The 11,841-nt window shown below is 69.0% G+C and carries 11 protein-coding genes; 4 read left to right on the top strand and 7 right to left on the bottom strand.

All coding sequences use genetic code 11. From position 1 onward, the window contains the following. Positions 1-90: 90 nt before the first annotated feature. Positions 91-546: a hypothetical protein gene (locus ABZ470_RS37150; protein ID WP_362917415.1), complete on the top strand. Its 456-nt coding sequence runs from the start codon at positions 91-93 to the stop codon at positions 544-546. A 21-nt stretch (positions 547-567) separates the two neighbouring features. Here ABZ470_RS37150 and ABZ470_RS37145 read toward each other — a convergent pair whose 3' ends face one another. Continuing rightward, positions 568-942, bottom strand: a complete 375-nt coding sequence (locus ABZ470_RS37145; protein WP_352012891.1) for a DUF5997 family protein — start codon at positions 940-942, stop codon at positions 568-570. A 55-nt stretch (positions 943-997) separates the two neighbouring features. Here ABZ470_RS37145 and ABZ470_RS37140 point away from each other — a divergent pair, with 55 nt between their 5' ends. Further along, positions 998-1,732, top strand: coding sequence for a LysR family substrate-binding domain-containing protein (locus tag ABZ470_RS37140; protein WP_362917413.1), 735 nt, complete (start codon positions 998-1,000; stop codon positions 1,730-1,732). Positions 1,733-1,979: 247 nt separating this feature from the next. Next, positions 1,980-2,942, top strand: a complete 963-nt coding sequence (locus ABZ470_RS37135; RefSeq protein WP_362782421.1) for a LysR substrate-binding domain-containing protein — start codon at positions 1,980-1,982, stop codon at positions 2,940-2,942. Here ABZ470_RS37135 and ABZ470_RS37130 read toward each other — a convergent pair. The 6 genes from ABZ470_RS37130 to ABZ470_RS37105 are packed head-to-tail and all read right to left on the bottom strand — an operon-like array spanning position 2,929 to position 9,304. After that, positions 2,929-3,777 carry an alpha/beta fold hydrolase gene (locus ABZ470_RS37130; protein ID WP_352012888.1) on the bottom strand — a complete coding sequence of 283 codons (849 nt, stop codon included), beginning with the start codon at positions 3,775-3,777 and terminating at the stop codon, positions 2,929-2,931. The two genes, ABZ470_RS37135 and ABZ470_RS37130, sit on opposite strands and share 14 nt — an antisense overlap. A 10-nt stretch (positions 3,778-3,787) precedes the next feature. Then, positions 3,788-4,687, bottom strand: coding sequence for an ATP-binding cassette domain-containing protein (locus ABZ470_RS37125; protein ID WP_352012887.1), 900 nt, complete (start codon positions 4,685-4,687; stop codon positions 3,788-3,790). Beyond that, positions 4,684-5,718, bottom strand: a complete 1,035-nt coding sequence (locus ABZ470_RS37120; protein ID WP_362917410.1) for an ABC transporter ATP-binding protein — start codon at positions 5,716-5,718, stop codon at positions 4,684-4,686. The genes ABZ470_RS37125 and ABZ470_RS37120 overlap by 4 nt, the downstream gene beginning before the upstream one ends. Further along, positions 5,711-6,697 carry an ABC transporter permease gene (locus ABZ470_RS37115; RefSeq protein ID WP_362917408.1) on the bottom strand — a complete coding sequence of 329 codons (987 nt, stop codon included), beginning with the start codon at positions 6,695-6,697 and terminating at the stop codon, positions 5,711-5,713. The genes ABZ470_RS37120 and ABZ470_RS37115 overlap by 8 nt, the downstream gene beginning before the upstream one ends. Then, positions 6,694-7,617: an ABC transporter permease gene (locus ABZ470_RS37110; RefSeq protein WP_362917406.1), complete on the bottom strand. Its 924-nt coding sequence runs from the start codon at positions 7,615-7,617 to the stop codon at positions 6,694-6,696. The genes ABZ470_RS37115 and ABZ470_RS37110 overlap by 4 nt, the downstream gene beginning before the upstream one ends. Continuing rightward, positions 7,610-9,304, bottom strand: a complete 1,695-nt coding sequence (locus ABZ470_RS37105; protein WP_362917404.1) for an ABC transporter substrate-binding protein — start codon at positions 9,302-9,304, stop codon at positions 7,610-7,612. The genes ABZ470_RS37110 and ABZ470_RS37105 overlap by 8 nt, the downstream gene beginning before the upstream one ends. A gap of 1,104 nt (positions 9,305-10,408) precedes the next feature. Between ABZ470_RS37105 and ABZ470_RS37100 the strand changes: the two genes are divergently transcribed. Next, on the top strand, positions 10,409-10,780 hold the full coding sequence (locus tag ABZ470_RS37100; RefSeq protein WP_362917402.1) for a YciI family protein: 372 nt from the start codon (positions 10,409-10,411) through the stop codon (positions 10,778-10,780). The last annotated feature ends 1,061 nt before the right edge of the window (positions 10,781-11,841 follow it).

Below are 11,841 nucleotides of genomic sequence, written 5' to 3'. Positions count from 1 at the left end.
GCTCGTCACCGCGGCGTCCCGGAGATCCCCGCGCCGTGGCCGGGTCGGGCGGGCGCCGTGTTGTCGTACCCGGTGGCTACTCTTCGGCGCATGACGGTCCCCGAGGTCATTCCCATCGCCCACGAGCCCGGCTATCACACCGACACGATCGGCCACTGGGACGGCGGGCAGTTCCTCGGCTCCGTCGTCGCCGCCTTCCCGAACGGCTACACCGTCACCGACGACTGGCCCGCCCACAAGTGCTGGCACGCCGTCCTGCACACCTTCGACGCCGCCGGTCACCACCTCGGCTCCCGCGTCGAACGCACCGGCACCGACGAGAACCACCGGACAGCCGTCGAAACCGCCAAGAACCTGCTGACGCGGTGGCTCGACACCCTCCCCGGCCACCGTTACGGCGACATCGCCGTCCGGCCCTTCCGGCACGAGGTCGACGACGTGCTGTTCGGCCTTGTCATCGAGACCTTCGAAGGCACGGAACACGCCGAGCTCTATCCGGACACCCTCGGCTTCTACGAACCCTGGGACGGTTCATACGACACCTGACCGTCCCCGGATCTCAGCTGTCTAGCCCTGTTGCTTGAGGCGGAGCGCCTCTTTGCGAACCTTGACCTGGAGGGCCTGCTCGCGCTCCAGCCACTCCGGGTTCTCCGCCTTCAGCGCGTCGATCTCGGCGGTGGTGAGCGGTTCGGTGATCCCGTTCCTGAGCAGACCGGCGACGGAGACCTTGAGCTTCGCGGCGATGACCTGCTTGGTGTGCGGGCCGTTGCGGCGCAGGTCGACGAGCCAGGCCGGAGGCGTCGACTGCAGCTCGTTCAGCTCGTCCCTGGAGACGACACTCGCCTGGAACTCGGCGGGAGTGGCCGAGAGGGGGACACCCAGCTTCTTGGCCGCCGTCGAAGGCTTCATCGTCTGGGTGGTCTTCGGTTTGGGCGAGGTCATGGCGTCAAGAGTAGCCAGCCGGAACGGGTTCTCCTGACATCGATACCCTGGGGAAGTGACCGATGGAGAGACCGGCAGGGTGTTCCGACTGGCGTACGTGCCCGGGGTGACGCCCGCCAAATGGGTCAACATCTGGAACGAGAGAATGCCCGGGGTGCCGCTCACCCTGGTCGCGGTTCCCGCCGCCGAGGTGGTGGAACTCCTGCGGAACGGCGGCGCCGACGCCGGGTTCGTCCGGCTGCCGATCGACCGGGACGGGCTCAGCGTGATTCCTCTCTATGTGGAGGACACGGTGGTCATGGTGCCCAAGGGGCACGTGGTGACCGCCGCCGACGAGGTGACCGTCGCCGATCTCGCCGACGACGAGGTGTTCCACCCTCTTGACGACACCATCGAGTGGGCGGTCCGACCCGGGCAGCCCGCGTTCACCCGCCCTGCCACGACGGCGGAGGCGGTCGAGCTGGTGGCGAGCGGCACCGGGATTCTCCCCGTACCGCTGTCGCTGGCGCGCCTCCACCACCGCAAGGACCTCACCTACCGGCCGGTGTCGGACGCGCCGCAGTCCCAGGTCGCGCTGAGCTGGCCCACGGACGCGACCACCGATCTGGTGGAGGACTTCATCGGCATCGTCCGCGGCCGTACGGTGAACAGTTCGCGAGGCCGTACCCCCGAAGCCCCTGCCTCCTCGGCGAAGAAACCGGCACAGCGGCAGGCGCAGAAACCCGCACAGAACAGCTCCGGCCGCCGGGCCGTACCGGCCGGTCGTAAGAAGAAGGGCCACCGCCGGTAAGGGAGCCCGGTGCGCCGATCGGTTCCGGCGGCGCCTCCCGACCGTGCCCGTCGTGGTCACCCACGCCGACGCGAGAGGAGCGCCCCGGCAGGGTTAGCGATCAAGGACCGGGCCCTTGTGGGCGGCGAAAAGCCCAGGCCGGGACGTTTCACGTCCTGAGGCGCCCGCTAGCATCGGGGTTCCCCGGTCCCGCCTCGCGGACGCTTCCACCGCGACGGACGCCCGGCCGACTCGCGACGGAGCCCGCGTGCCCACGATCGATCCCCGCCGTCTCCTCATCCTTCGCGCCTTCGTGCTGTCCGACTCGGTCACCGCGACCGCGGCGGCGCTGCACCTGACGCCGTCCGCGGTGTCGCAGCAGCTCGCGGCGCTCGAACGCGAGGTCGGTCACGTGCTCGTCGTACGCGCGGGGCGCAAGCTGGCGCTCACCCCGGCCGGGCGCATCCTCGCCGAGCACGCCGAGGAGATCAGCTCCCGGCTGAAGATCGCCGAGGCCGACCTGGCCGCGCACGCGGGCGGTGTCCTGGGGCAGCTCAGGATCGGCGCCTTCCCCACGGCGATCAGCTGGTTGGTTGCGCCCGCCATCGTCGAACTGCGCCGTCAGGCACCGGGCGTCGACGTCACGGTCGTCGACGCGGAGGCCCACATGAGCCACCGGATGCTGATGCGCGGCGACATCGACGTGACCGTGACCATGGAGTACGAGTCCAGCCCCGAGCGCGACTCCCCCGACATCGTGAAGTTCCCGCTCTACATCGAGCGGTTCAAGGTCGTTCTCCCCCACACGCACCCGCTGGCCGGGGAGGAGGGCGTCGGGCTCACCCAGCTCGCCGAGGAGAACTGGATCATGCCGTCACCCGGTAACCCGTGCCGCACGATGGTGTTGCAGGCGTGCGCCGAACTCGGCTTCCACCCGTCGATCACCCATGTCTCGGACGACTACCGTGCCGCGCTGGCGCTGGTCGCCGCCGAGGCGGGAATCTGCCTGGCGCCGGAGTCCGCGCTCTCCGCCCGCGACGCCGACTGGGTGGCGATCCTGCCGACGCGCGGCGTCGCGCCGCTGCGCAAGGTGATCATGACGACGCGACGCGACAACCAGGGTCATCCTGTCGTACGCGCGGGGCTTGAGGCGATGCGAGCCGCCGTCGCCTCGCCGGACGCGGAGATCTACGGCCCGCTCGCGCGGTCCGACACCTTCAGTGTCGAGTGACGGCTCCGGCCGGTGGCGCGTTCTCGCGGAGGAAGGCGTCGACGTGCCGGTGGTACTCGTCCGGCTTGTCGCGGCGCACACAGTGGTGGGCTCCCTCGATCACGACGACGTCGAAGCCGGGCGCGACGGCCGTGAGACGCTCACGGGAGTGCTTGTCGACGATGACGTCGCCGGTACCGGTGACGAGCAGCGCGGGCACGCCCGCCGGACCGACCGTGATCTGCCGCGCGGTCGGCGTCCAGATCCGGCGCTTCTCGTGGAGCCGCTGCTCCATGTAGTCGGTGTCGACGGCCTTCATCGCCTCGGCGAGCGGACGCAGCTCCTGCTCCGCCCAGTGGGGATAGAGCTCGCGCTGTATCTCCACGAGTTCCTCGACCGACGCCGTGTCGGCGTAGTCGAAGGGGTCCTTGATGGTCTGCTCGACGCTGAGCCACGGGTTGGGACCTGCCTCGGGCACCCACCACGGCGGGTCCTCAAGCACGACGCCGGCCACGAGGTGCGGGGCGTCGGCGGCGACGAATGCGGCGATCCGCGCACCCATGGAGTGCCCGACGACGAGCGTCCTGCGCCCGGTCTCGTCGAGCATGTCCTTGAGGATGTCGATCGCGTCCTGCACCATCACGTCAGTCGACGGAACACCCTCGTGTTCGGGCAGGCGGCCGGGTGACTTCCCGTGGCCCCGGGCGTCAGGCGCCACGATGTGGTAGTCGCCTCCCCAGCGGTCGACGGCGTCACCGTAACAGGCGCCGGACTCCACGGCGCCGTGCAGGATGAGAATGGCGGGCGCATCTGCTGCGTCCCGCCCGTACTCTCGGACGAACAGGTCGGTTCCCACGTGTCCTCATTCAGTGCTCTGTGGCGCCGGCCTCCGGCCGGCTCACAACAGGGTGATCGTTTGGTGAGACATGGTCGTGATCGTGGCACGCCTCGTCGGCGTCGCGCAACGCTCCCGCAGGCCAGGGGGGCGGCTCCGCCTCCGGTGTCGCCTCGACCAGCGCGCGCGTGCAGGGGTGCCGCGGGGAGCGGAAGATCTCGTCGGACGGACCGGTCTCGACGATACGGCCACGCTGCATGACGGCGACGCGGTCGCTGTAGAGCCGGATCACCGCCAGGTCGTGGCTGACGTGGAGGAACGAGATCCCCTGGTCGCGCTGCAGGTCGGCCAGCAGGTTGAGGATCTGGGCGCGCACCGACACGTCGAGCGCCGAGGTCGGCTCGTCCGCGATGATCAGATCCGGTTTGAGGGCCAGCGCGCGGGCCACGGCGACGCGCTGGAGCTGCCCGCCGGACGCCTCGTGCGGGAAACGCCCCAGGTACTCGGCGCCGAGGCCGACCGACTCCAGCAGTGTGACCAGCTCGGCGGTCGACGTCGTCTCGCCGTGCGCGCGGAAGACGTTCTCCAGCGTCTGCCGTACGGTCTGCCGCGGGTTCAGCGACGCCAACGGGTCCTGGAAGACCATGGCGACGTTGCGCCGCAGCCGCCGTAGTCCTCGCCTGCCGAGGCGGGCGAGGTCCTGCCCGCCCGTACGGACGGTGCCGGACGTCGGCACCACCAGGCCGTTGGCCATCCGCGCCAGTGTGGACTTGCCCGAGCCGGACTCGCCGACCAGGCCGAGCGCCTCGCCTCGCTCGACGTGGAGCGAGACGCCGTCGACGGCGAGGAAACCCCCGCGCCCGCGGCCGAAGCCACCGAATGTGCGGTAGCGCTTGCTGACGTCGGTCATCTCCAGGATCGGCTCGCTCACCGGGCGACCTCCTGCGGTGCGGGGAGACGATCGAGGTGGCAGGCCGCGAGGTGCAGCCCTCCGACCTCGCTGGTCGGGCGGGCGGTGGGCAGCGGCGCCTCGACGAGGCAGCGTTCGCCGACCTGGTCGGCGAGGCCGCAGCGCGGCGCGAAGGCGCAACCCGGTCCGGCGTCGCGCAGCGACGTGGGCGCGCCGGGGATGGCGCGCAGCCGGGTCCGCCGCCCTCCGGTTTCGAGCCGGGCGTCCAGTCGCGGCGTGGCCGCGCGGAGACCGGCGGTGTACGGGTGGGCGGGCCGGTGGAAGATGTCGCGGAGGCTGCCGTACTCGGCCTGGCGGCCTGCGTAGAGCACCAGGACCTCGTCCGCCGCGCTCCCCACCACCCCGAAGTCGTGGCTGATCAGGAGCATCGCCATGCCGTACTCCTGCTGGAGTTCGCGGAGCAGGGCCAGGATCTGCGCCTGCACCGTCACGTCGAGCGCGGTGGTCGGTTCGTCGGCGATGAGGAGCGCGGGCCGGTTCACCAGGGCCATCGCGATCACCGCGCGCTGCCGCATGCCGCCGGAGAACTCGTGCGGGAAGCGGCGTACGGCGTCCGCGGGCTCGGGGATGCCGACCCGGTCGAGCATCTCGACCGCACGGGCCCGCGCGGCGCGGCGGGTGACCGACGCGTCGTGCAGGCGGAGCGCCTGGGCGATGTGCGCGCCGATGTCGAGGTACGGGCTGAGCGCGGACATAGAGTCCTGGAACACCATGGCGACCTCGCGGCCCCGGGCCCGGCGCAGTTCGCGCTCGTCGGCGGAGAGCATCTCCCGGCCCGCGACGACGATCCGGCCCCTGGCGCTCGCCCCGCGCGGCAGCAGCCGCATGATCGCCCGGCCGGTGATCGTCTTGCCCGAACCCGACTCGCCGACCACGGCGAGGGTGCGTCCGCCGTCCAGGCTCACGGAGAGATCCCGGACCACGTCGGCGGTGACGCCGCCGCTGGTGAACGAGACACACAGGTCCTCGATCTGGAGTACGGGGTCAGACACGGCGGATCCTCGGATCGAGAAGCGGCATCAGCAGATCGGCGATCAGGTTGCCGACGATGATGAGGAAGGCGGAGAAGAGCGTCACCCCGACGACGATGCTCAGGTCGGACTCGTTCACGCCGGACAACAGCAGGTCGCCGAGCCCGTGCAGGCTGAACACCTTCTCCGCGATCACCGATCCGCCCAGCAGCGCGGTGACGTCGAGCGCGAACATCGCCGCGACCGGCACCATCACACCGCGGACGGCGTGCCGGTTCACCTGCCGGTTCGACGCGCCGCGCGCGGTCATCGCGACGAGGTGGTCGGCCGAGAGCTCGTTGAGGAGCTGGGTACGGGTGACCCGGATGTATCCGGCGGCGAGGATGAACGACAGCACCATCCACGGGCCGATCAGGTGCCAGGCCCAGTCCGCCGGCGACTCCGAGAACGACACGAAGCCGGAGTACGGCAGCGCGTTGAGCATGAAACCGAAGACCTGGAGGACGAGCAGACCGACGAGGAAGGTCGGCACCGACAGCCCGAACATCGCGAAACCGGTCGAGAACCGGTCGACGACCCCGCCCTTGCGTATCGCCGACAACGCGCCGAGGCCGATGCCCACGACGAGGCACAGGACGGCCGCGCCGAGCGCGAGCGACAACGTGACGGGCAGCCGCTCGGCGATGAGCGTCGTGACGTCGCTGCGGTTCGGGAACGAGTAGCCGAAGCAGGGCGCTGGACAGTGCACCTGCTGGGCGCCCTGGCCGTACGTACGGCCGGCGAAGAGGCCCTTCACGAACTCGGTGTACTGCCACAGCACGCTCTGGTCGGTCTGCATGTAGGCGCTGACCTTGGCCCGGGTCTCGGGCGGGCACGGCTTGCCGCACATGGAGCGGGCCGGGTCCTTCGAGGCCCCGAAGAAGAGACAGATCGTCACGAAGGCGATCGAGAGGAGCATGAACACCGCGGTGACCATGCGGCGGGCTATGTAGACGATCATGCGGCATCCTCCGTGCGCACATCGAGGACGTCGCGGAGCGCGTCACCGGCGAGCGTGGCGCCGAACACGATCAGGAACACCACGGCTCCCGGGAAGAGCATGTACCAGACGTCCGCGCCGCTGTAGATCCACGGCAGCGAGTCCGAGAGCAGTTTGCCCAGGTCGGGGACGTCACCACGCAGACCGACGCCGAGGAACGACAGCCCCGCGACGACGCTGACGTTGCCGGGCAGCGACATCGCGAACAGGACGACGACCAGGCCGAAGAGGTGCGGCAGCATCTCGCGGCGGATGATCTGCCAGGGCGGGGCCCCGGTCGCGCGCGCCGCCTCGACGAAGGCGCGGGCGTTGACGGCTCCGGCCTGGGCGCCGATGATCCGGGCCGGGACGGTCCAGCCGAAGAAGGCCAGCACCAGCACGAGGACCAGGCCCCGAGGCATCTCCTCGGGCACGATCGCCATGATCGCGATGACGAACATCAGGCCGGGGAAGCCGAACATGAAGTCGATCAGCCGCCCGGCGACGGCGCCGAACCAGCCGCCGAAGTAGCCGATCGCCGTACCGAGGACGGCGGCGAAGGCGATCGACAGGATGCTCGCCCCGAACGCGATGAACAGCGACGAGCGGATGCCGTAGACGATCTGGGCGAACAGGTCGACACCCGTCACCGGGACGACGCCGAACCAGTGGTCGGCGCTGACGCCGCCGAAGGCGCCCAGCGGACGGCCGCCGTCCGGGTCGAGCAGGTCGGTGTGCAGGGTGCTCGGGTCCTGTCCCTCGATCCACACGAGCAGCGGGGCGCAGAGTCCCGCGACGAGCGGCACGACCAGCATGACCAGGCCGGCGACGCCGGACCGCTTCCTGAGGAAGCGGCGGAGGGCCGACGTGCCCCGGCCCTCCGCCTGCCGGATCTCAGCCACCGACACCGACGACCAACTCGTTCGCGAACGGTGGGTAGGCGGGGATGAAGTAGTTCATGATCTTCGAACCGGCCAGGGCCTGCGTGCGCTGCACGAGGATCGGCACGATCGGGGCGTCCTCCATGATCTGCTTGTCGATCGCGGCCCACATCGTGGCGGCCTTGCCGAGGTCCGGCTCCGCGACGGCGGCGTCGATCGCGGCGTCCACCTTGGGGTTGGAGTACTTGGAGGCGTTGCCGCCGCCGTCGCCGATCTCACTCGACGCGAACAGCGGCTGGATGGTGCTCATGCCGCTCGGGAAGTCCGCTCCCCAGCCGTTCGTCGTCATGTCGTAGTCGCCGTCGTCGGAAGAGATGAGCTCGAACCAGGTGTCTCCGTCGAGGCCCTTGAGCTCGACCTTGACGCCGATCCGCGCCAGCGAGTTCTTGATGCTCTGGGCTTCCTTCTCCTCGATCGCGCTCACGTCGGTCGGGTAGGTGAGCGTGAGCTTCAGGTCGGAGACCCCGGCCTCGGTGAGCAGCTCCTTCGCCTTGTCGACGTTGCCGGTTTCGCCGCCGTCGTACAGGTTGTACTCGGTGCGGCCGGGGATGCCGGGCGTCATGATGGTCGAGGTGATCTGGCCGCCGAACTTCGGGCCGCCGTACACGCTCTGCAGCTCGGCCTTGTTGATCGCGTAGTTGATCGCCTTCCGGACGCGGACGTCGGAGAGGCTCGGGCGCTTGACGTTCATGGCGAGGTAGCGGAAGTAGCCCGACGGGCTGTTGGCCATGCGGTTGGAGATCGACGGGTCGGACTCGATCCGCTGGAACTGCGACGGCGAGATGAGCGCGTTGCTGATCGCGTTCTTGTCCGCGCCCTTGTCGTCGATGAGGCGCTGCACGATCGTGTCGTTGTTCAGGCCCATGTCGAGGACGATCTTGTCCGGACCGGCGAGCCGTACCTGGTCGGTGTCGGCCTTCCAGTTCGGGTTGCGTTCCAGTACGGCCTGCGAGCCCTTGCGGAAGCTCGTCACCTGGTACGGGCCGCTGGCGACCGGGCGCTCGCCGTACGTCTCCGGCTTGGTGTCGGCCGCGGCGGGCACCGGCGCGAAGGCCGGCATGCTGACGATCCACGGCCAGTTGCCGAACGGGCGCGCCAGACGGAAGACGATCTTGCGGTCGTCGACGACCTCGATGGAGTCGAGCTTCTTGCCATCGTACGGGCCGTCGTAGTCGGCGCCGCCGACCAGCAGCGTCTTGTGGTAACCGAGGCCGCCCTGGAACATCGGCGCGAACGACCGCTCGATGCCGTACTTCACGTCCTGCGCGGTGATCGGGCTGCCGTCGGAGAACTTCAGGCCCTCCTTCAGCGTGAAGGTCCACGTCTTGCCGCCGTCGTCCGTCGTACCGGTGTCGGTGGCGAGGTCCGGCACGAGGACCGTGTCCTTGTCCGGGAACGTCTGCCACGACGTCAGCCCGCGGTGCACCCACCGCAACCGGCTGGTCGGCACCATCTGCGCGTTGGCTGTCTCGAAGGACTCGTTCGCGCGCCGCGAGAGGTAGTGCAGAGTCTGGCCCTTCGGCACGGACTCAAGCGCCGTCGCGTTCTTGTCCTTCGTCGGCTCGGCGGACTGCGAGCTGGACTGCGAGTTCGCGTTGCAGCCCGCCGTCACGAGGGCCAGGACGAGCGCGAGCCCTACGGGCGCCACTCTCCGGGATCGATTCGCCATAGATCGCGCTTCCTGTGAGGCGGTCCCAATCGTTCGGGTCCGCTGCTGGATCTCAGGAAGGGAGTCTGTTGGCGGGCGAGAGCGCCCGTCCATCGAGGAGTTCTACACGGGATCTTTAAGAAAATCTGATAGATCGCGGAGACCTGCGCGTGTGACACCCACGATACCCCCCTCTCCGGGTGGCTGGAAGATCACGACACACACCCGCGGGCGGGATCCCCTCCTCCGCGCACCGGCCCCCTGCACTGGGCCATGGAGCCGTGCCTGATCGTAGCGATATTTGGGCTGTTTTCATACCGTTGTCAGGCTTCTGTCATGCCGTTCTCATCCTCACGACACGTTCATTAGCAGTTAAATACCGCAGATAGTGAATTATGCCCCAATACGGTGAAAACCGTATTTAAATCCAGGCCTGCCGTGAAGTGACCACAGGCACGTACAGGCCGTGCACAGGACCGCCAGGGGCGGCGACACCGTCTTCACCGAGCAGAACGGCAACCAATGAAACCACAGAACATTAACCAGAACTTCAAAATCAACTACCCCCGGACAAGCAGCCCAACGACCCAAGCCCACCACCCGGCGCACCCTGGCGCCGTTCCCAACCGCCTTCACACCACCCGGCCCGCGCCTCATCCCCGGGCCACTCCCGCGCCACCCCTGGCCACTTCCACGTCGCTCCTGGCCGTCCCCACACCACCCGGCCCGCGCCTCATCTCTGACCATCCCTTCATCGCTTCTAGTCATCCTCACACCACCTTGCGCGCCTGCGTCTCGCCCTCAGCCACTCCCGCATCGCCCCTGGCTGTCCCTTCGTCGCTCTTGGCCACCCCCGCGTCGCCTCCGGCCACCCCCGCTGTCACGATGCGCATCCTGCTGTGCTCGCGGATTCCCACCCCGAAAACCGGGGCTCAATCACCGCGGCCATCGCGCAGGGGTCACTTCGGCGGGTGAAACGCGGACCGGAAAGATCAGCCACGTCACGGTGAGAGATTTCCCCGAGGCCGTGTCGATTCGCAGGTCGCTCATTCGACGTGTAGATGAGGGAGCCGAGAGGCGGCCCCGACGGACGAGGAGAACGCGATGTCGAAGTACCTGCTGATCATGCGGGGCACCGACGCGTCGAACGCGGCCATGATGGCCGATATCGACGAGATGATGACCACGACCCGCCTATTCATCGAGGACGCGGTCAAGGCCGGTGTTCTCCTGGCGGCGGAAGGACTGGACGATCCGGGCCAGGGCGTCGTGGTCGACTTCAGCGGCGAGACCCCGGTGGTCACGGACGGACCGTACGGCGAGACCAAGGAACTGTTCGGAGGCTTCTTCATGCTCGACGTCGCCTCGAAACAGGAGGCGATCGAATGGGCCAAGCGGGTCCCGGTGGCTCGCGGGTCCAAGATCGAGGTCCGGCGGGTACCCGGGGACGACGAGGTCCCGCAGACCAACGATTGACCACCCAGATCTGGACCGGCGGCCGGATCCGATGGGCATGACCGGCACCGAGGCCGTCCTACGGGTTGGTCGGCACGGACTGTCGTCGAATCGGCCCGGTTCACCGGCGACTTCGAGCTGACCGAAGCCTCGACCGGGAGACGGTGACGTCATGGCCGCTCGCCCCTCCGGCGAATCCGGCCGACCAGCTGGACCGTGGAGGATCGACCCGCTCCGCCACCCGACCACCTTCCAGAATCGATGCGCCCCGCCGTCGGCCGACTCGACGGTCAACTCAGCCGTCAACGAAGAACCGATCCCGGCAAGACCGATGACGGCGTGTCGGCACCGACGTTCGTCGGCTACCGCCCCGTGCTCTTCCCCGGGGCCGGGCGGGCCGACCCCACGCGTGATCGCGTGGCCTGCCCAGCGAGGAGATCACCCGCGCGTTCCCCGCACCGGCCCGCGTCACCCGGGACGAGAACGGCCGTTGCGCCGTCCAAGCTGCCGCCGGCCACCGAGAGCGGGTGGACGGCGTGCCCAGAGCCACCTACATGATCTTCTCCAAGGGGCCAACGACCGCGTCGAAAACCGGCCGCCGCGCCCCGGCATCGCATACGAGGCGATCCGGCCTTCGCACCGGCCACGCCGCGGCCGGACGAGCTTGGAGGTGCCCGGCCTGATCGAGAGGTCCTCCAAGACCGCAGACCGAACACCCGAGTACGCGACAGCGGTCACCCTCGAATCCCGGAAAGGCGAGAGGCGCTTCTCGAAGCGTTCGCGGCTCTCACCGTACGAACAGCACGGAAGCCCATCAAGGGCGTGACCCACACCAGCGAGCGGAGCCGAGAAGCCGCACCGGACGTGCCAACGCCTCGCCGTACTGACCTGCCCGGCTCCTGGAAACCACCTGACGGTACGGAACGGTGTGCGCCTCCCGTCAGCGAAGAAGGGGACACCGGGGATCAGCAAGGAGCGGCTCGATCAGGCCCTCCCCATCGAGTGGATCCGCCGCCTCCGAGGTGACCTCGGAAGTCTGACCTCGCATCCTCAGCCCTGAAAAAGCCCCAGCCTCAACACGT

The organism is Streptosporangium sp. NPDC020072 (assembly GCF_040631445.1).
GTDB lineage: Bacteria > Actinomycetota > Actinomycetes > Streptosporangiales > Streptosporangiaceae > Streptosporangium.
Note: the sequence above shows the minus strand (reverse complement) of the source record. Positions and strands in the feature narration are given on the sequence as shown.